Source organism: Bradyrhizobium sp. KB893862 SZCCT0404, assembly GCF_018130885.1.
GTDB lineage: Bacteria > Pseudomonadota > Alphaproteobacteria > Rhizobiales > Xanthobacteraceae > Bradyrhizobium > Bradyrhizobium stylosanthis.
In genome coordinates this window covers 407783-426605 of the sequence record NZ_JAFCLT010000003.1, presented here as the reverse complement: position 1 = coordinate 426605, position 18823 = coordinate 407783, and the positions used below count along the sequence as shown (strand labels likewise).

Genomic DNA, 18823 nt, shown 5'->3' with positions numbered 1-18823 from the left:
CAAGAAGAGGTGAGGGCGTGACGCTTTTTACAAGCGGTCGAGACCGGCTCCCGCCGGGCACACAACTGCGCTCCTTCCACCCTTGCGGGGGAGGGCGGGGGAGAGGGGTGGCCCAGGAAAAGGTAGGTCTGAGATCGATGGAGCGGAATGCTCCTGACGGAGAGAGTCCCCGTGTGGACCCCTCTCCCTAGCCCTCCCCCGCAAGGGGGGAGGGAACGCACTATTTGCGCGGATGCAGCGAGCGCACCAGCGAAAATGCCTGCCTCATATATTCGCGGCGAGGTCCACGACTTCGTCGAACAGCACGCCCGAGGTCTTCAGCATCTGCTCGATCTCGTCTGCGGCCTCGGCCACCGTCCGCTTCGACGTGTCGATCACGAGCTCGGCGGCCTCGGGCCGCTCGTAGTCGTTGCCGATGCCGGTGAACGAGGCCAGCGCGCCGGCCCTGGCCTTCTTGTAGTGGCCCTTGGGATCGCGCTCCTCGCACACCTCGGCCGGTGTCGCGACATGAATCTCGCGGAACGCGGTGTCGGCGATGCGGCGCGCGGTGGCGCGGTCCTCGCGCGCCGGCGAGACGGCGGCGACGATCGCGATGTGGCCGTTGCGGGCGAGGTGCGTCGCGACTTCGGCGAGGCGGCGGATGTTCTCGCTGCGGTCGGTGGCGGAGAAGCCGAGATCGCTGTTGAGACCTGCGCGCAGCGTGTCGCCGTCGAGCAGGATCGGTGAGCCGCCATTGGTGAACAGCCGCCGCTCCAGCGCCTTCGCCAGCGTCGACTTGCCGGAGGCCGGCAGGCCGGTGAGCCAGACCACGGCGCCGTTGTGCTGATAGCGCGCGGAGCGCTCGTCAGGCCGCAGTGCCGATTCCACCGGCACGATGTCGACCGGCACGGCACGCTGGCCGGCATCGACCGACAGCACGAGGCCGCCGCCCGCGATGCGCCCGGACACCTCGATCACGAGGCGGCCGGTGCGCGGGTTCTCGGTGTAGGGATCGGTGGCAATCGGATTCGAAAGCGAGATGTCGATCTCGCCGACATGGTTGCGGCCGATCGCCTTGTTCTCGGAGCTCGACAGCTCGCCGGGATCGACCGCCTTCTCGATGGCGACGACGGTGGCGCGGCTTTCCTTCGGTCCGCAGCGGACCAGCAGCTGATCGCCCTTGGCGAGCGGCTTGTCGTGCAGCCAGAAGATACGCGCGCGCAGGCGGCGCGTCTCGCGCGGGGCGGTGCCGGCATGCGCGATGATGTCGCCGCGCTCGATGAACAATTCGCGGTCGAGCGTGATGCCGACCGAGCGGCCCGCGCCCTGCCGTCCCGCGACCGGCGTCACCGGCCAGCTCTCGACGGTCTTGATCTTTGCGATCTTGCCGGCCGGCATGATCACGATCTCGTCGCCCGCGGTGAGGCTGCCGGATTCGATGCGGCCCGCGACGATGCGGCGGTCGTCGAACTTGTAGATCGCCTGCACGGGCAAACGCAGCGCCAGCGCTTCGAGCGGACGCGCCGGCTCAAGCTGGTCGAGCGCCTCGACCACGGTCGGGCCCTTGTACCAACGGATGCGGTCGGTGCGCTCGGCAACGCCGTCGCCGTCGCGTGCAGAGATCGGGATCACGGCGGTCGGCTTCACGCCGAGACCGTTGAGATGCGCGGAGATCTCGTCGCTGATCTCCTTGAAGCGGTCGGCCGAGAAGTCGACGCGGTCCATCTTGTTGACGACGACCGCGACCTGCTTCACGCCGAGCAGATGCAGGAGATAGCCGTGCCGCCGCGTCTGGTCGCGCACGCCTTCGAGCGCGTCGATGATCAGCACCGCGCCGTCGGCCTGCGATGCGCCGGTGATCATGTTGCGCAGGAATTCGGCATGGCCGGGCGCGTCGATCAGCACGATGTCGCGCGAATTGGTGCGGAAGCGGATCTGCGTGGTGTCGATGGTGATGCCCTGGTCACGCTCGGTCTGCAGCGCGTCGAGCAGGAACGACCATTCGAACGGCATGCCGCGCCGCGCGCTGACGGCTTTCAGCATCTCCAGCTTGCCGTCGGGCAGGCTGCCGGTCTCGTGCAGGAGGCGGCCGACCAGCGTGGACTTGCCGTGGTCGACATGGCCGACGATGACGATGCGGACCTGCGGTCGCGTGGTGCCGTTCGGCGTCGCGGACGAAGAGGGGGTGACGATCATGTTCATATCGCGCTCGCGTCCTGGAGATCAGAGATAGCCGGCGACGCGAAGGCGCTCGAAGGCGTCCTCGGTCTCGTGGTCGAGCGCGCGTCCGGCACGCTCCGGCACCTTGGTCTGCTCGAGCTCGATCAGGATCTCGTCGATGGTCGACGCGGTCGAGTTCACGGGGTTGGTGATGTCCTGATCCCCGAGCGAGCGGTAGCGCTTGCCGTCTTTCGACAAATAGAGCGGGATGATCGGGATGTTCTCGCGCTTGGTGTAGGCCCAGATGTCGGCCTCGGTCCAATGCAGGATCGGATGAATGCGCAAGTGCGCGCCTTGCGGCGGCGAGGCGTTGAAATGGTCCCAGAACTCCGGCGGCTGGTCGCGCACGTCCCAATTGCCTTCCAGGCCGCGCGGCGAGAACACGCGTTCCTTGGCGCGGGTCGCTTCCTCGTCGCGGCGGATGCCGGCGATCAGGCCGTCGAAACCGTATTTGGCGAGCGCCATCTTGAGCCCTTCCGTCTTGCGCGCGGCGGAACGGGCGGCCGGCGGCAGCGTTGGGTCGACGGCATCGATGGGCGGGCAGGGCTCAACGCGCAGATCGAGTTCCCACTCCTTCCCGTAATGATCGCGGAAGCGATACATCTCCGGAAACTTCTTGCCGGTGTCGACGTGGAGGGCCGGGAACGGCATCTTTCCGAAGAATGCCTTCCGCGCCAGCCAGATCATGACGTTGGAGTCCTTGCCGAGCGACCACAGCAGGGCGATCTTCTTCAGACGGGCGAACGCCTCGCGGAAAATGTAGATGCTCTGCGCCTCGAGCTGGTCGAGATGGTCCATGCTGGGGGCGGTCAGCCCGACTGGAATTTGCTCGGAAACGGCGGGGCGGAAGTCCCGTCCATCTGCACCGGAATCGGTCCTGAGAAGATGCATCTCTGCCACTTTGCGTTTGGAGGCGAATTTTCTATAGTTGCGGCGCAGAAGAGAAGAAAAAATTTTCTCTTTGCGCGCTCGAAACGACACATATATAGAAAATAATTCCAGTCAACCCCGGATGTGGGGGAAGCGAGTATCGCATGCGGTTCTTGCCGGTGTTCCTCGATCTCAAGGCCGGTCCGGTGGTCCTCATCGGCGCGGGTGAGCTTTTGCGCGCAAAACTGCGCGTACTCACTGCTGCCGGCGCGCGCCTTCGCGTGCATGCGATCGACGGCAATGATGATCTCGGCCTCGGCATCGACGCCGCCGCGCACATCGAAATCGCGGCCGGTGATCCGCTGACCGCCGACCTCTCGGGTGTCATCGCCATCGTCTGCGCCGGCGCGGGCGATGTCGGCGTTGCCATGTCGGTCCGCGCCAAGTCGCTCGGCCTGCCCGTCAACGTCATGGACGATCTCGAGCATTCCAGCTTCATCTTCCCGGCGATCGTCGATCGCGGCGACGTCGTGGTCGCGGTCGGCACCGGCGGCACCTCGCCGGTGGTGGCGCGCCGCGTGCGCGAGAAGATCGAGGCGCTGCTGCCGGCGCGCATCGGCGAGCTCGCCGAGTTCATCGGCGGCTTCCGCAAATCCATCAACGAGCGCATTGTCGAGTTTCCGCTGCGCCGCCGCTTCTGGGAGCGCGTCATCGACGGTCCGATCGGCGCCGCCGTGCTCGCCGGCCGCAAGGCCGAGGCGGACGCGTCGCTCAAGGCGATCGCCGATCCCTCCGATTTCGCACGCGCGGACAAGCCGGAAGGCTCGGTCGCGCTGGTGGGCGCAGGTCCCGGCGATCCTGACCTTCTCACCATCAAGGCGCTGCGCGCCCTTCAGGACGCCGATATCGTCTTCCACGACGAGCTGGTCTCGCCTGAAATTCTCGACCGCATCCGCCGCGATACCACCCGCGTGCCGGTCGGCCGCCGCGTCGGCAAGCCCGGCATCGGCCAGGATGCCATCAACAAGCGCATGATCGAGGCCGCGCAATCCGGCCAGCGCGTGGTACGGCTGAAGGGCGGCGACCCCTTCGTGTTCGGCCGCGGCGGCGAGGAAGTCGAAGCGCTGCGCGCAGCAGGGATTTCCTATTCGATCATCCCCGGCATCACCGCAGGGCTCGGCGGCGCCGCCGATTTCGAGGTGCCGCTCACCTATCGTCACGAAGCAACCCGCATCACCTTCCTCACCGCGCACAAGGCGCGCGATGCGGAAGCCGTGGACTGGTCGACGCTGACCGACACCAGGATGACCGTCGTGGTCTATATGGGCATGAGCGCGGCGCCCGCGATCCGCGCCGGCCTGTTCGCAGCCGGCCGCTCGCCGGAGACCCCGGTGGGCGTCTTCGCCCGCGTCACGCGGCCCGACGCGCAAGGCGCGATCGGCACGCTGCGCGACCTGCCCGAGGTCGTGCGGCGGACCCAAGGCGGTCCCGCCATCCTCATCATCGGCGACGTGGTCCGGCATGCCGGCTCGCTTCGTCGCCAAACACCCAAACAAATCATCTCTGACCTCCTGGATGCTGCCGAATGACCTCCCCACTGCAACAGAAAATCAAGATCGCCGGTCCCTCCATCGTGACCGCCAACCGCACCTGGGACGGCATTGTCGTCTACCGCACGGCCGACAAGGGCTGGTCGGCGGAACTGGCCGATGCCGCAATCGTGCGCAACTCCGACGAGGCGAAGGCGTTGCTTGCCGAGGCCGTTGCCGATGACGTCGGCGCGATCGGTCCCTATATCGCGCCGGTGGAACTCGGCGACGACGGTGCGATCAAGCCGGGCAATCTGCGCGAACAGATCCGCAAGGCCGGCGTCACCATCGAGCTGCCGGCTCAGGGTTAAGGCACTCTTCAATGTACGCTTACGACGAAATCGACCGCACACTTGTCAACGAGCGCGTCTCGGAATTCCGCGACCAGGTGCAGCGCCGCCTCTCGGGCGAACTCACCGAGGACGAATTCAAGATGCTGCGCTTGCAGAACGGCGTCTATCTGCAGCTGCACGCCTACATGTTCCGCGTCGCGATCCCCTATGGGACGCTGGCGACGAACCAGTTGCGGGCGCTTGCCCATGTCGCGCGCAAATACGACCGCGGCTACGGCCATTTCACCACGCGGCAGAACATCCAGTTCAACTGGATCAAGCTGTCGGACCTGCCGGACGCGCTGGCCGATCTCGCCGAAGTCGGCATCCATGCGATGCAGACCTCCGGCAACAACATGCGCAACGTCACCTCGGACCAATGGGCCGGCGTCGCGCCCGGCGAGATCGAGGATCCCCGCATCTGGTCGGAGCTGATCCGTCAGCACACCACGCTGCATCCGGAATTCTCGTTCCTGCCGCGCAAGTTCAAGATCGCCATCACCGCGTCGGACCATGACCGCGCCGCGATCAAGGTTCACGATATCGGCCTGCGCCTGATCAAGAACGAGAAGGGCGAGACCGGCTTCGAAGTGCTGGTCGGTGGCGGTCTCGGGCGCACGCCGTTCATCGGCAAGACCATCAAGCATTTCGTCCATGGCCGCGATCTCCTCAGCTACATCGAGGCGATCCTGCGCGTCTACAATCAGTACGGACGCCGCGACAACATCTACAAGGCGCGCATCAAGATCCTGGTGCACGAGCTCGGCATCGAGAAATTCTCCCGCGAGGTCGAGGAGGAGTGGCAGCACCTTCGCAACTCCTCGCTCCAGATCGACGACGAGGTGATCGAGGACATCCGCTCCCGCTTCATCTACCCGGCCTACGAGAAGCTGCCGCACATGCCGGACGAGCTGCGGCAGGCCGCGGCCGATCCCGAGTTCGAAGCCTGGCGCAAGAACTCGGTGGCCCCGCACAAGGTCCAGGGCTATTCCATCGTCACGATCTCGCTCAAGCCGATCGGCGCGCCTCCCGGCGACGCCACGGCCGAGCAGATGGATGCGCTCGCCGATCTCGCCGACAAATACTCCTTCGGCGAGATTCGCGTCGGCCACGAGCAGAACCTCGCGCTGCCGCATGTCGCCAAGCGCGACCTGCCGGCGTTGTGGAAGGCGCTCGACAAGCTCGGTCTCGCGACGCCGAACGTCAACCTGATCACCGACATCATCGCCTGTCCGGGCCTCGACTATTGCTCGCTGGCGAATGCGCGCTCGATCCCGATCGCGCAGGAGCTGACGCGGCGCTTTGCCAATCACGAGCTGGCCAATCTGATCGGCCGGCTCCACATCAACATCTCCGGCTGCATCAATGCCTGCGGCCATCACCATGTCGGGCATATCGGCATTCTCGGCGTCGAGAAGAACGGCGAGGAGGTCTACCAGATCACCATCGGTGGCCGCGCCGACGAGAATGCCGCGCTCGGCAATCTGATCGGCCCCGGCGTCAAGTTCGATGAGGTCGCCGACGTCGTCGAGGACATTGTCGAGGCTTATCTGGCGCTGCGCGAACGGCCGGAGGAGCTGTTCGTCGAGACGGTGAAGCGTCTCGGCGTCGAACCCTTCAAGGAGCGCGTCTATGCCACTCGTTAACGGCGGAAAAATCGCCGACGACAGCTTCGTCAAGCTGGCCGTCGACACGCCGCTGCCCGAGGGCGGCGACATCCTGGTGCCGGCCGAGCGTTTCCTCGGCGAGGCCGAGGCGCTGCTCAAGCGTGGTGGCAAGATCGGTGTGATCTGGCCGAACAATCGCGATATCGCCGAGCTCGTGCCCTATCTCGGCAAGATCGCCGTGGTCGCGCTGGTGTTCCCGAGCTTCCGCGACGGGCGCGCCTACAGCCAGGCGCGGCTACTGCGCGAGCGTTACAATTATCGCGGCGAGTTGCGTGCGACGGGGCAGGTGCTGCGCGACCAGTTCGTGTTCATGCTGCGTGCCGGCTTCGATTCCTTCGAGGTCAAGAAGCAGGCCGACGCGGAAGCCTTCATGCAGACCGCAAAGCGCTATTCGGTCTTCTACCAGCCGACCGGCGACGGCCGCATCACGGCGCTGCACCGGCGCATGCAGCTGCGTCACTCCGAAGGTGTCGGCACGTGAACGCGATCGCGCCCCAGGTTTCATCGGTGCCAGCCTCTGCGCTGCCTTCCGCGGCGAAGCTTGATCGCGCCTTGCGCGATGCTTCGCCTGCGGAGGTCATCGCGGCGGCGCTGAAGACTGTCGGGCGCGAGAAGCTGGCGCTGGTGTCCTCCTTCGGCATGGAATCGGCAACGCTGCTCAAGGTGATGGCGGATGTCGATCCTGCGATCCCCGTGATCTTCCTCGACACCGGCTGGCTGTTCGAGGAGACGCTGGCCTATCGGGACACGCTGATCGCGACGCTGGGCCTCAAGGATGTCCGCTCGATCAAGCCGGCCGAGGAGACGCTGTCGGCCGAAGATCCCGACCGCGATCTCTGGTTCTCCGATCCCGACGCCTGCTGCCGTATCCGTAAAGTGGAGCCGCTGGCCCGCGCGCTGAAACCGTTCGATGCCTGGCTCAACGGCCGCAAGCGCTTCCAGGGAAATGCGCGCGCCGATATTCCCGTCGTCGAGGATGACGGTGCACGGTTGAAGTTCAACCCCTTCGCCAACGTCTCGCGTGAGGAACTCGAGGCGATCTTCGTCCGCGCCAAATTGCCGCGTCATCCACTTGCGGCGTCCGGTTTTCGTTCGGTTGGGTGTATGCCTTGTACGAGCAGAACGGCGGAAGGCGAGGATGAGCGCGCGGGTCGCTGGCGCGGCCGGGCCAAGACAGAATGCGGCATCCACACGATGAAGACTTCGTAGCACAGCCGCGCTGCCCTGCTTCAAACAAGAAAATCCGGTTCCGTTGACTTGAGAGTGTTTCGCCACGAGTTTCGCCTGCATGTCTTCGCCGACATTGACGTCGTCGGAGTGAATGGAGATGGACATGATGCGCCGTATCGTTCCGCTCGCTGCAGGACTCCTCTGGGCAAGCTCGGCTCTCGCTGCTGACATTAATCTTTTGAACGTGTCGTACGATCCGACGCGCGAGCTCTATGCCGAGTTCAACAAGGCATTCGCGACCGCCTACCAGAAGGAAACCGGCAAGAGCGTCGAGATCAAGCAGTCGCATGGCGGCAGCGGCTCGCAGGCGCGGGCGGTGATCGACGGGTTGCAGGCCGATGTGGTGACGCTGGCGCTCGCCTATGACATCGACGCCGTCGCGAGCAAGGGCCTCACCGCGGCCGACTGGCAGAAGCGTCTGCCGCAGAATTCGTCCCCCTACACCTCGACCATCGTCTTCCTGGTACGCAAGGGCAATCCCAAGGGCATCAAGGACTGGGACGATTTGCTCAAGCCGGGCGTCGCCGTGATCACGCCGAACCCGAAGACCTCGGGCGGTGCACGCTGGAATTATCTGGCGGCCTGGGGCTTCGCGCAGAAGAAGTACGGCTCGGCCGACAAGGCCAAGGAGTTCGTCGGCAAGCTGTTCCAGCAGGTCCCGGTGCTCGACACCGGCGCGCGTGGCGCGACCGTCACCTTCGTCGAACGCGGCGTCGGCGACGTGCTGCTGGCCTGGGAGAACGAGGCCTATCTCGCGCTCAAGGAATTCGGCCCCGAGAAATTCCAGATCGTGGCGCCGCCGCTGTCGATCCTCGCCGAGCCGCCGGTCGCGATCGTCGACAAGGTTGCCGATAAAAAAGGCACCCGCAACGCCGCCGACGCCTACCTCCAGTACTGGTACACCAAGGAAGGCCAGGAGATTGCCGCGCGCAACTTCTACCGTCCGCGGGATGCCGAGATCGCCAAAAAGTACGAGAATTCCTTTGCCAAGGTCGAGCTGTTCACGATCGACGACGTTTTCGGCGGCTGGACCAAGGCGCAGCGGGAACATTTTGCCGACGGCGGCGTCTTTGATCAGATCTACAAGAACTGATCGGGCGCTGTCGGAGGGGCAACAGGGGGCCTGGTGAGCGCACTCGCAGCACGACGCCGGACATTGCCGGGCTTCGGTCTCACCATGGGACTGACGCTTTCCTGGCTGTCCATCATCATCCTGATTCCGCTCGCCGGCCTGTTCCTGAAATCGTTCGAGCTCAGCCCCGAGCAGTTCTGGAACATCCTCTCCAGCCGCCGCACCCTGAACGCGCTCCGCGTGTCCTTCGGGCTCGCTTTCGCGGCGGCCTGCGTCAATCTGGTGATGGGCAGCATCATCGTCTGGGCGCTGGTGCGCTACCGCTTTCCCGGCCGGCGCATCTTCGATGCCATCGTCGACGTGCCGTTCGCGCTGCCGACGGCGGTGGCCGGCGTCGCGCTGACCGCGCTGTTCGCCGAGAAGGGCTGGCTGGGAGCGCCGCTTGCCGCGCTCGGCATCAAGGTGGCGTTCACGCCGGTCGGCATCTTCGTCGCCATGATCTTCATCGGTATCCCCTTCGTGGTCCGCACCGTGCAGCCGGTGCTCCAGGATCTCGATCCCGAGATCGAAGAGGCCGCGGGCAGCCTCGGGGCCAGCCGCTGGCAGACCATCATCCGCGTGATCCTGCCCTCACTCGCGCCGGCGCTGCTCACGGGCCTCGCGCTCGCCTTCGCCCGCGCGGTCGGCGAATACGGCTCCGTGATCTTCATCGCCGGCAATCTGCCGAACGTCTCGGAGATCGCGCCGCTGCTGATCGTGATCCGCCTCTCTGAATTCCGCTACGCCGATGCGACCGCCATCGCGGTGGTCATGCTCGTCGTGTCCTTCGTCATCATCTTCGCCGTCAACCGGCTCCAGCGCTGGGCGCAGAGCCGGATCCCGGTGCGGTGAGGGAGGATGCGATGACGATGCAGATCGCAGATACGGTGTCGCTCTCGGCCTCCGACGCCAAGGCCCGTGAAAAGGCCCGCGCGGCGGCGGCACGCGACAGCCTCCGCACCGAGCCGCCTGCGGTACGGATCGCCATCATCACGCTGGCGGTGCTGTTCCTCTCCGTCTTCGTCGTGCTGCCGCTGGTGGTGGTGTTCGCGCAGGCTTTCTCGAAGGGCGTCCTGGCCTATTTCGCCGCGCTCGCCGAGCCGGAGGCGATGGCGGCGATCAAGCTGACGTTGATCGTCGCCGCGATCTCGGTCGGGCTCAATCTCGTGTTCGGCCTCGTCGCCGCCTGGGCGATCGCGAAATTCGAATTCCCGGGCAAGACCTTCCTGATCACGCTGATCGACCTGCCGTTCTCGGTGAGCCCGGTGATCTCGGGCCTCGTCTTCGTGCTGCTGTTCGGCGCGCAGGGCTATTTCGGCAGCTGGCTGAGGGATCACGACATCCAGATCCTGTTCGCGGTGCCCGGCATCGCGCTCGCCACCACTTTCGTCACCTTCCCCTTCGTGGCGCGCGCGCTGATCCCGTTGATGCAGGAGCAGGGCACGCAGGAGGAGGAGGCCGCGATCTCGCTCGGCGCCTCGGGCCTGCAGACCTTCTTCCGTGTCACGCTGCCCAACATCAAATGGGGCGTGCTCTACGGCGTCCTGCTCTGCAATGCGCGCGCGATGGGCGAGTTCGGCGCGGTCTCGGTCGTCTCCGGCCACATCCGCGGCGAGACCAACACCATGCCGCTGCTGGTCGAGATCCTCTACAACGAATACCAATTCGTCGCCGCCTTCGCGATCGCCTCGCTGCTGGCGATGCTGGCGCTGATCACGCTGATTGCAAAGACCGTTCTCGAACGTCACCTCGACGAAGGACAAGACGTCAATGACCATTGAAGTCAAAAATCTCGTCAAGAAGTTCGGCAGCTTTGCCGCGCTCGACGGTGTCGACCTCAAGGTCGACAATGGCGAGCTGCTGGCGCTGCTCGGCCCCTCCGGCTCCGGCAAGACCACGCTGCTGCGGATCATCGCCGGTCTCGACTGGCCCGATTCCGGCGAAGTCTCCTTCAACGGCGAGGACGCGCTGGCACAGGGCGCGCGCGAGCGTCACGTCGGCTTCGTGTTCCAGCACTACGCGCTGTTCCGCCACATGAGCGTGTTCGAGAACGTCGCCTTCGGCTTGCGCGTGCAGCCGCGCGCTGTCCGGAAAGACGAAGCAACCATCCGTGCGCGCGTCAAGGAGCTGCTCGACCTCGTACAGCTCGACTGGCTCGCCGACCGCTATCCGAGCCAGCTCTCCGGCGGCCAGCGCCAGCGCATCGCGCTCGCCCGTGCGCTCGCGATCGAACCGCGCATCCTTTTGCTGGACGAGCCCTTCGGCGCGCTCGATGCCAAGGTGCGGAAGGAGCTGCGCCGCTGGCTGCGCTCGCTGCATCACGAGATCAACGTGACCTCGATCTTCGTCACCCACGACCAGGAGGAGGCGCTGGAAGTCGCCAACCGCGTGGTGGTGATGGACAAGGGTAGGATCGAGCAGATCGGCTCGCCCGACGACGTCTATGAAAGCCCTGCGACGGCCTTCGTGCACGGCTTCATCGGCGAGTCCATCGAGCTGCCGGTCCAGGTCGATGGCGGCGTGATCAGGCTCGGCGACCGGCCGCTTCAGCTCGCGGCAGAGGGCTTGGCGCCTGGCGCGTCAAAACTGTTCGTACGGCGACATGACATGCTGGTCGGCCCGGCCGGCAGCGGCGCCTTCGAGGGCGCGGTCCAGCATGTCCGCAATTTCGGCCCGGTGCAGCGGGCCGAGGTGGCGCTATCCGGCGGCGAAACCATCGAGATCGATGCCCCCCGCGACAAGGAACTCCGTGCCGGCGATACCATCGGCCTCAATCCCCGCCGCTACCGGATATTTGCGGGCTGAGGCCTGTCGCCCCGGGACGATAGCGCCGATTTTCCTCAAAATTCACCTTTCAGCCACGGTTGGTATGCAACAACGGCCCCTCATTGGGGGCTCCTGACCATGCGCGCTGCGGCCGCAATTCTCATCACTTTGCTGCTCGCCGGCTGTGCCGGCAACGAAGCGCCGGTCCAGCAGCCGTCAATGTATACCGACATGGCGGTCCCGGGCGCCAAGCTCGATGCCCAGGCGGCCGCGATCATGATCTCGCAATACCGCCAGAACAACATGCTCGGCGCCGTCGTGATCGACCCCGACCTGATGCGGCTCGCCGAATCCCAGTCGGGCGCCATGGCGGCCGCCAACAAGATGGACCATGACGTCCGCGCGCCGCTGGCCAAGCGGCTCGCCACCGGCGGCTATCCCGCAACCGTTGCGGTCGAGAACGTCTCGGCCGGCTATCATACGCTGGCGGAAGCGTTTTCCGGCTGGCGCGACTCGCCCCCGCACCGCGCCAATATGCTCAAGAGCGGTGTCACAAAATTGGGCATCGCGGCGAGCTATGCTCCGGGCACCAAGTACAAGGTGTTCTGGACCATGATCCTGGCCTCGACCGAGCGATAAGCCAGACTTGATCCCGGGATGCATTGACGCCGCGGCGGACTGTCGCCACGGTGGCGCGCCATTTGCTATTGTTCCCTTATGACAGATCATAGCCCGGAATCCGCCAGCGTCCCCGCGAATGCCCAACGCGTCCTGGTCCTGCAGGGCGGCGGCGCGCTCGGCTCCTATCAGGCCGGCGCCTATCAGGCGCTGTGCGGCTACGGCTTCGAGCCGGAATGGGTCGCCGGCATTTCCATCGGCGCGATCAACGCCGCCATCATCGCCGGCAATGAGGGCCACACCCGCGTCAAGCGGCTGAAGGAATTCTGGGAGATGGTCTCGGCGCCGGTGCCGTGGAAGCCGGTCGGCAAGAGCGATCACAGCCGCGAGCTGTTCAACTCGACCAGCGCCGCGCTGATCGCGACCTTCGGCGTGCCCGGCTTCTTCGTGCCGCGCGTCCCGCCTGCGCCGATGTGGCCGCCGGGCCATCGCGAGGCGGAAAGCTATTACGACACCGCGCCGCTGAAGAAGACGCTGGAGCGCCTGGTCGATTTCGACCGCATCAACGACCTCAAGACGCGCTTCTCGGTCGGCGCGGTCGGCGTCACCTCGGGCAACTTCAAATATTTCGACAATTACGAGTTCAAGAAGCTCGGCAAGAAGATCGGTCCGGAGCACATCATGGCCTCCGGCGCGCTGCCGCCGGGCTTTCCGTCCGTGATCATCGACGGCGAGCATTACTGGGACGGCGGCATCGCCTCCAACACGCCGCTCGACTACGTGCTCGACGCCGAGCTCGCGCGCGACATGCTGATCTTCCAGGTCGACCTGTTTTCCGCGCGCGGCGATCTGCCGAACTCGCTGCTCGAAGCGACCGAGCGCGAGAAGGACATCCGCTTCTCCAGCCGTACGCGCATGAATACGGACAAGAACAAGCAGATCCACAATGCGCGCCGGGCCGTGCGCGACCTGATTTCCAAATTGCCCGATTATCTCAAGAACGACCCTTCCGTCGAATTCCTTGCCAAGGCATCTCGTGAGAGCACGGTCACCGTGGTGCACCTGATCTACCGCAGCAAGAACTACGAATCCTCGTCCAAGGACTACGACTTCTCGCATGTCGCCATGGTCGAGCATTGGGAAGCCGGCGTGCGCGACGTGCACCTGTCGATGCGTCACAAGGACTGGCTCGAGCAGCCGCAGTCCGGCGAGACCATGGTGACCTACGATCTCACGGGGGACGTCACTGCGCCCCCGCCAAAAAGGAGCGAATAACATGGGTACTCTGTCAGGCAAGAACGCCGTCGTGACCGGATCGACCAGCGGCATTGGGCTCGCCTACGCGCGTGCCTTTGCCGCCGCGGGAGCGAATGTCGTCATCAATGGCTTCGGCTCTCCTGAAGACATCGAGAAGGAGCGCGCCAAGATCGAGTCCGATTTCGGCGTCAAGGCGGTGTACTCGCCCGCGGACATGACCAAGCCGGCCGAGATCGCCGGCATGATCGCGCTCGGCGAGAAGTCGTTCGGCTCGGTCGACATCCTCGTCAACAATGCCGGCATCCAGTTCGTCTCGCCGATCGAGGAATTCCCGGTCGAGAAGTGGGACCAGATCATCGCGATCAACCTGTCCTCGGCCTTCCACGCCATCCGCGCCGCGGTGCCCGGTATGAAGAAAAAGGGCTGGGGCCGCATCATCAACACGGCCTCGGCGCATTCGCTGGTCGCCTCGCCCTTCAAGTCGGCCTACGTCTCCGCCAAGCACGGCATCGCCGGCCTCACCAAGACGGTCGCGCTGGAAGTTGCGACCCACAAGATCACCTGCAATTGCATCAGCCCCGGCTATGTCTGGACCCCGCTGGTGGAGAAGCAGATCCCCGACACGATGAAGGCGCGCAATCTGACGCGCGAGCAGGTCATTAACGACGTGCTGCTCGACGCGCAGCCGACCAAGGAGTTCGTCACCTCCGAGCAGGTCGCGGCGCTGGCGCTGTTCCTGTGCGGTGACGATGCCGCGCAGATCACCGGCACCAATTTGTCGATCGACGGCGGCTGGACGGCGGAGTGAGGGCGCAAGCCCTGTCTCCCGGACGACAGATCCGTAGGGTGGGCAAAGGCGCACTTGCGCCGTGCCCACGCTCAGTACCTGATTGAAAAAGGTGGTGGGCACGCTTGCGCTTTCCCCACCCTACGAGAGCGAGGGTGAGGCGGCAGCCTCCCGCTCAATGCGTCCAGGCCAGCGCCGTCACGATGGCCGACGACAGATTCAGCTCCGCGAACACGATCTTGCCGGCGACAACGAACAGCACGCTGGCAAGGGTCAGGCGCAGCACCGTTTCCGGGACGCGCGTTGCGCTGTAGCTGCCGACGATGATGCCGGGCAGCGAGCCCATGAGCAGCACGCCCATCAAACCCCAGTCGACGTCGCCCAGCGCCCAGTGCCCGATGCCGGCGACCAGCGTCAGCGGCACGGCATGGGCGATGTCGGAGCCGACGATCGTTGCCATCGGCAGGCGCGGATAGAGCATCAGCAGCACGGTCACGCCGACCGCGCCGGCGCCGACCGACGAAATCGAGACGAGCACGCCCAGCACGATGCCGGTGACGACGGTGGCGATCGCCGTGGTGCGCTCGTCGACCTGCTCCAGTCTCCTGCGGTAGCGCTCCATGATCGCCTTGCGGAAGATCAGCGAGGTCGCTGTCAGCAGCAGCGCGAAGCACAGCACGAGATTGACGAGGCTCCGCTCGGCGTCGCTTTTCAGGTCGAGCTTCCACAGCACGAGCAGCGTCAGCGCGCTCGCCGGAATGCTGCCGCAGGCGAGCCGCAGCACCGCCGGCCAGTGCACGCTGCGCGACCAGCCATGCACCACGCTGCCGCCGGTCTTGGTGGCGGCGGCATAGAGCAGGTCGGTGCCGACAGCGGTGGAGGGGTGGACGCCGAACAGCAGGATCAGCAGCGGCGTCATCAACGAGCCGCCGCCCACGCCGGTCATCCCGACGAGCAGGCCGACGCCAAATCCGGAGGCCACGTAGAGTGGATCGATCATGTCCAGGGAATCTTAGGTTTATCGCGTCGGTTGAGCAATATGACGTAGAATAAACTTTCCCTGAGGCGCAACTACTTGGATGGAATAAGAAAAATCATGCTGCCGGCCCAGAATGAGCAGGAGTTTCGCCTCTTTTTGCAACTTCCGGCGAAACAGCCGTTCCAACGCACCGCTGGGTGCGCGGGGCCTATTTGCCGAACGCCAGCACGTGCAGGCCGAGGCGCTGGCGCACGATCCAGAACAGCAGCACCGTCTCGAAGGTCAGCGAGATCGACGTCGCTGCCGCGGCGCCATGGCCGCCGTAACGCGGCACCAGGATCACGCAGAGCACCAGGTTCATCACGAAGGCCAGCGCGTAGGCGAGGGCGCAGATCCGCTGCTCGCCCAGCATGTTGAGCAGGCGCTCGACCGGCCCGATCGCGGCGCGCACCACGAGGCCGATGGCGGCGACGAACATGATGTCGTATCCGACCACGAATTGCGGCCCGAACAGCCAGAGCAGCGGCTTGCCGAGCGCGAGCAGCACGATGGTCGCCGCCAGCGACGGCCAGAACGTCCAGTTGATGGCGTGCGCGACGTAGGCCGACAGGCGCGCCTTGTCGCCGAGCGCATTGTATTCGGCGAAGCGATGCGCGGTCGTCGCCGACATCGCGTAATGAATGAACGAGACCAGCGCCAGCGTCTTCACCACGGCGAAGTAGACGCCGACCTCGTCGGAGGGGCGGAATTGCTGCAGCACCAGCACGTCGGTGTAGGACAGCAGCAGGTAGAAGCTCTCGACCAGCAGGATCGGCAACGAAATGGCGAGCCAGCCCCTGACGTCATAGGCCTTCGGTCCGGGCTCGATGTGCCCGGCGAGCTTGCGGTTCAGCACCACCATCTGCCCGGTCATCGCGATCCACACGGCGCCCGCGCTCGCCACCATCGCTGCGACCGCGCCGAGATGGTAGCCGAGCAGGAAGGCGCCGGCCGTGATGCCGATGATCAGCCCCTGGCGGATGATGAATTGCGGCATCAGGCCGAGCTGCATCCAGTCATGCGAGCGCGCGATGCCGTCCTGGGTGTTGGCGACGACGAAAGCCGGCAGCGTCATGCAGCCGATATAGAGCGGCAGCACCTCGGCCGGATTGATCCAGGGCGAAAGCAGCCTGACGAGGCCGGCAAGGGCGAGCGACACCAGCGCGGAGGCGGCAAAGGTCAGCCAGCGGCTGCCGGAGAGAAAGCCGCGCAGCAGCGCATGCGCGCCGCTGGTGCGGTATTCCGGAATGATCTTCTGCGCGGACGCCGAGATGCCGAAATCCATCATGCTGCCGAGCAGCAGCACCCAGGTCCAGACATAGACATAGATGCCGTAGTCGGAGGTGCCCATCCAGCGCGCGAGCAGCACCTGCGAGAAATAGGCGAGGCCTGCGCTGATCACGCGGATGATGAAGATGGTGCCTGCGAGCCGCCGTGTCAGCGACGCCTCGCTCGACCCGCCCGTGAGCCTGGCACGCAGCCGCGCGATCAGCCCGGCCGGTCCGGTCGTTGCGGGTTGTGCATCCATCACGGCCACGAAGAGTCCCCAGGCGTTCCGCATGCTGCGGCAGGCTTGATGCGGTAGGCTTGGGGATTAGCAACCATTCGTTAAGATTCGGTTGGGTGGGAGGCTGTTGCCTCACCCCGCTGTCGTCCCGGCCTAGCGCGCAATTGCGCGCGGGACGACGATTAATCCAAGTTCGTATTGAACTCGTACGACTTGTCCGGCCCGACCAGCGTGAACTTCAGCGCCGCGCCGTCGGGCTTGGCGCCTGGGGGAAGTCCGTCGAGCTCGAACGAGAAGCGTTTCACACCGGCCGGGCTCTCCTTGACCGGCGCGGGGATCGGCAATGCCCAATCGGGCGTCGGCCCCTCCACGTAGAGATGGACGTTGCGGCTGTCGGGCACGGCCACGTCGACGATCACGTTCTTGGGCCCGTCACGCTTGACGTCGCGGATGGTCAGCGGATTGGGATCGCCGATCGTGGCGGGCTTCGGCACGGTGTCGAGCGCGGCGCGCAGGTTCGCGTCCTCGGTCGAGGCGACGCTGTTGAAGCCGAGCTCGGCATTGGCCTCGACGGGAATGCAGAGCTTTTCGCACACCGCATAGTTGATCTCGGCGCGCAGGGTCACCGGCTTGTCGGCTGCCTTGGCGACGATGCGCAGCGGCAGCACGACCTGGTCGTGATAGCCGATCGAATGGCCGCCCGCGCCGTCGTCGAATTTCAACGGCGCCGGCCACATCACTGTGACCGCTTCGACATTATCCGACTTGGAGAAGTCGAACCGCGGCGGGACGCCGGAATCGCCGGGTATGCGCCAATAGGTCTTCCAGCCGGGCTGGAGCTGGAAGGCGATACCGCCGAGCAGCACGGCGCCGCTGCGCGACCCCGCGAGCAGCCGCACCGCGGAATGTCCGTCACGCTGCCAGGGTGAGGCGTCGTCGGCACGCGCGGCAAGCGCCAGCGACGACGCAAACAGGGTTGTCACGACGCCAATCGCCGCACGCAGGGGAACTTGTGTGAGCATGGCACGTCTTTACAGGGTCACCCCGGGGCAAACCATTGAATTGCTTGTGATGGATGCACTCGAATCAAATCTCGGCAAGCCTTGATTTGACAGCGGCCCGGCCCGACATCAGGATAGGAATTGAAACCGGAGTGCTTCAGCGATGGCTCCCACTGGCAAGAGGATGGGCGAAGGCACCCGCGGCGCGGGTGTCGCGCTCCCCAATTCGGCCGGTTACCTCGACGGCCGCCTCCTGATCGCGATGCCCGTGATGGGCGATCCCCGCTTCGAACGCTCGGTGATCTATCTCTGCGCCCACTCCGCCGAAGGTGCCATGGGCATCATCGTCAACCATCCGGCCGGCAGCATCGATTTCCCCGAGCTGCTGCAGCAGCTCGGCATCATCAAGAAGGGCGAGCACATCAAGCTGCCCGGGAATGCCGAGAGCATGAAGGTGCTGCAAGGCGGTCCCGTCGACACCGGCCGCGGCTTCGTGCTGCATTCCAGCGATTTCTACATCGAGAAGGCGACGTTGCGTATCGACGACGGCGTCTGCCTCACCGCGACCGTGGACATCCTGCGCGCGATCGCCAACGGATCCGGTCCTAAGCACGCCATCCTCGCGCTCGGCTATGCCGGCTGGGCGCCGGGACAGCTCGAGACCGAGATCCAGAGTAACGGCTGGCTGCATTGCGATGCCGACGCGGACCTGATCTTCGGCGACGACGTCGACGAGAAATATGGCCGCGCCCTGCGCAAGATCGGCATCGACCCCGGCATGCTCTCGAACGAGGCCGGACACGCGTAGGCGTCATTCTCGCTGTCATGCCCCGCCTAGTGCGCAATTGCGCACGGGGGGCGGGGTATCCAG

General features: G+C 65.3%; 18 protein-coding genes. 13 read left to right on the top strand and 5 right to left on the bottom strand.

The window, feature by feature from the left end; all coding sequences use genetic code 11:
• Positions 1-264: 264 nt before the first annotated feature.
• Both cysC and cysD read right to left on the bottom strand, forming a co-directional pair.
• Positions 265-2181 (bottom strand): adenylyl-sulfate kinase, encoded by a 1917-nt coding sequence (gene cysC, locus JQ617_RS15950; protein ID WP_212027136.1) that lies wholly within the window; start codon positions 2179-2181, stop codon positions 265-267.
• Positions 2182-2202: 21 nt separating this feature from the next.
• Complete coding sequence (gene cysD / locus JQ617_RS15945; RefSeq protein WP_063694214.1) at positions 2203-2997, bottom strand: sulfate adenylyltransferase subunit CysD; 795 nt, start codon at positions 2995-2997, stop codon at positions 2203-2205.
• A gap of 236 nt (positions 2998-3233) precedes the next feature.
• On the opposite strand from cysD, the gene cysG reads away from it, so the two are divergent.
• From cysG to JQ617_RS15885, 12 genes are all read left to right on the top strand, one after another.
• Positions 3234-4658, top strand: coding sequence for a siroheme synthase CysG (cysG, locus tag JQ617_RS15940; RefSeq protein ID WP_212027135.1), 1425 nt, complete (start codon positions 3234-3236; stop codon positions 4656-4658).
• Positions 4655-4969, top strand: a complete 315-nt coding sequence (locus JQ617_RS15935) for a DUF2849 domain-containing protein (RefSeq protein ID WP_063694212.1) — start codon at positions 4655-4657, stop codon at positions 4967-4969. Before cysG ends, JQ617_RS15935 begins: the two co-directional genes overlap by 4 nt.
• An 11-nt stretch (positions 4970-4980) precedes the next feature.
• Positions 4981-6636: a nitrite/sulfite reductase gene (locus JQ617_RS15930; protein ID WP_212027134.1), complete on the top strand. Its 1656-nt coding sequence runs from the start codon at positions 4981-4983 to the stop codon at positions 6634-6636.
• On the top strand, positions 6623-7138 hold the full coding sequence (locus JQ617_RS15925; protein ID WP_063694210.1) for a DUF934 domain-containing protein: 516 nt from the start codon (positions 6623-6625) through the stop codon (positions 7136-7138). Before JQ617_RS15930 ends, JQ617_RS15925 begins: the two co-directional genes overlap by 14 nt.
• Positions 7135-7866, top strand: coding sequence for a phosphoadenylyl-sulfate reductase (locus tag JQ617_RS15920; RefSeq protein WP_063694209.1), 732 nt, complete (start codon positions 7135-7137; stop codon positions 7864-7866). The genes JQ617_RS15925 and JQ617_RS15920 overlap by 4 nt, the downstream gene beginning before the upstream one ends.
• A gap of 112 nt (positions 7867-7978) precedes the next feature.
• Positions 7979-8980 carry a sulfate ABC transporter substrate-binding protein gene (locus JQ617_RS15915; RefSeq protein WP_212027133.1) on the top strand — a complete coding sequence of 334 codons (1002 nt, stop codon included), beginning with the start codon at positions 7979-7981 and terminating at the stop codon, positions 8978-8980.
• 33 nt (positions 8981-9013) lie between these two features.
• Complete coding sequence (cysT, locus tag JQ617_RS15910) at positions 9014-9850, top strand: sulfate ABC transporter permease subunit CysT (protein ID WP_212027132.1); 837 nt, start codon at positions 9014-9016, stop codon at positions 9848-9850.
• Between the two features lie 11 nt (positions 9851-9861).
• Positions 9862-10779, top strand: a complete 918-nt coding sequence (cysW, locus tag JQ617_RS15905) for a sulfate ABC transporter permease subunit CysW (RefSeq protein WP_063694207.1) — start codon at positions 9862-9864, stop codon at positions 10777-10779.
• Positions 10769-11803: a sulfate/molybdate ABC transporter ATP-binding protein gene (locus tag JQ617_RS15900; protein WP_063694206.1), complete on the top strand. Its 1035-nt coding sequence runs from the start codon at positions 10769-10771 to the stop codon at positions 11801-11803. Before cysW ends, JQ617_RS15900 begins: the two co-directional genes overlap by 11 nt.
• A gap of 99 nt (positions 11804-11902) precedes the next feature.
• Positions 11903-12403: a CAP domain-containing protein gene (locus JQ617_RS15895; RefSeq protein ID WP_212027131.1), complete on the top strand. Its 501-nt coding sequence runs from the start codon at positions 11903-11905 to the stop codon at positions 12401-12403.
• A gap of 78 nt (positions 12404-12481) precedes the next feature.
• Complete coding sequence (locus tag JQ617_RS15890) at positions 12482-13657, top strand: DUF3734 domain-containing protein (protein ID WP_212027130.1); 1176 nt, start codon at positions 12482-12484, stop codon at positions 13655-13657.
• A gap of 1 nt (position 13658) precedes the next feature.
• Positions 13659-14447: a 3-hydroxybutyrate dehydrogenase gene (locus JQ617_RS15885; protein ID WP_063694203.1), complete on the top strand. Its 789-nt coding sequence runs from the start codon at positions 13659-13661 to the stop codon at positions 14445-14447.
• Positions 14448-14601: 154 nt separating this feature from the next.
• Here JQ617_RS15885 and JQ617_RS15880 read toward each other — a convergent pair whose 3' ends face one another.
• From JQ617_RS15880 to JQ617_RS15870, 3 genes are all read right to left on the bottom strand, one after another.
• Positions 14602-15426: a sulfite exporter TauE/SafE family protein gene (locus tag JQ617_RS15880; protein ID WP_145668324.1), complete on the bottom strand. Its 825-nt coding sequence runs from the start codon at positions 15424-15426 to the stop codon at positions 14602-14604.
• Between the two features lie 187 nt (positions 15427-15613).
• Complete coding sequence (locus tag JQ617_RS15875; RefSeq protein WP_212027129.1) at positions 15614-16981, bottom strand: flippase; 1368 nt, start codon at positions 16979-16981, stop codon at positions 15614-15616.
• Positions 16982-17133: 152 nt separating this feature from the next.
• Entirely contained in the window at positions 17134-17973 is an 840-nt protein-coding gene (locus JQ617_RS15870; protein ID WP_212027128.1) for a protein-disulfide reductase DsbD domain-containing protein, read from the bottom strand.
• A gap of 142 nt (positions 17974-18115) precedes the next feature.
• Here JQ617_RS15870 and JQ617_RS15865 point away from each other — a divergent pair, with 142 nt between their 5' ends.
• On the top strand, positions 18116-18760 hold the full coding sequence (locus JQ617_RS15865) for a YqgE/AlgH family protein (protein WP_063694200.1): 645 nt from the start codon (positions 18116-18118) through the stop codon (positions 18758-18760).
• Positions 18761-18823: the final 63 nt, after the last annotated feature.

Excerpts from the sequence above, each read along its gene's own strand:
- JQ617_RS15925 (WP_063694210.1), top strand. The coding sequence starts at position 6,623 with ATGCCACTCGTTAACGGCGGAAAAATCGCCGACGACAGCTTCGTCAAG.
- JQ617_RS15930 (WP_212027134.1), top strand. The coding sequence starts at position 4,981 with ATGTACGCTTACGACGAAATCGACCGCACACTTGTCAACGAGCGCGTC.
- cysG (WP_212027135.1), top strand. The coding sequence starts at position 3,234 with ATGCGGTTCTTGCCGGTGTTCCTCGATCTCAAGGCCGGTCCGGTGGTC.
- JQ617_RS15900 (WP_063694206.1), top strand. The coding sequence starts at position 10,769 with ATGACCATTGAAGTCAAAAATCTCGTCAAGAAGTTCGGCAGCTTTGCC.
- JQ617_RS15915 (WP_212027133.1), top strand. The coding sequence starts at position 7,979 with ATGGAGATGGACATGATGCGCCGTATCGTTCCGCTCGCTGCAGGACTC.
- JQ617_RS15895 (WP_212027131.1), top strand. The coding sequence starts at position 11,903 with ATGCGCGCTGCGGCCGCAATTCTCATCACTTTGCTGCTCGCCGGCTGT.
- JQ617_RS15865 (WP_063694200.1), top strand. The coding sequence starts at position 18,116 with ATGGCTCCCACTGGCAAGAGGATGGGCGAAGGCACCCGCGGCGCGGGT.
- JQ617_RS15935 (WP_063694212.1), top strand. The coding sequence starts at position 4,655 with ATGACCTCCCCACTGCAACAGAAAATCAAGATCGCCGGTCCCTCCATC.
- JQ617_RS15885 (WP_063694203.1), top strand. The coding sequence starts at position 13,659 with ATGGGTACTCTGTCAGGCAAGAACGCCGTCGTGACCGGATCGACCAGC.
- cysD (WP_063694214.1), bottom strand. The coding sequence starts at position 2,997 with ATGGACCATCTCGACCAGCTCGAGGCGCAGAGCATCTACATTTTCCGC.
- cysC (WP_212027136.1), bottom strand. The coding sequence starts at position 2,181 with ATGAACATGATCGTCACCCCCTCTTCGTCCGCGACGCCGAACGGCACC.
- JQ617_RS15870 (WP_212027128.1), bottom strand. The coding sequence starts at position 17,973 with ATGCTCACACAAGTTCCCCTGCGTGCGGCGATTGGCGTCGTGACAACC.
- JQ617_RS15880 (WP_145668324.1), bottom strand. The coding sequence starts at position 15,426 with ATGATCGATCCACTCTACGTGGCCTCCGGATTTGGCGTCGGCCTGCTC.
- cysW (WP_063694207.1), top strand. The coding sequence starts at position 9,862 with ATGACGATGCAGATCGCAGATACGGTGTCGCTCTCGGCCTCCGACGCC.
- JQ617_RS15890 (WP_212027130.1), top strand. The coding sequence starts at position 12,482 with ATGACAGATCATAGCCCGGAATCCGCCAGCGTCCCCGCGAATGCCCAA.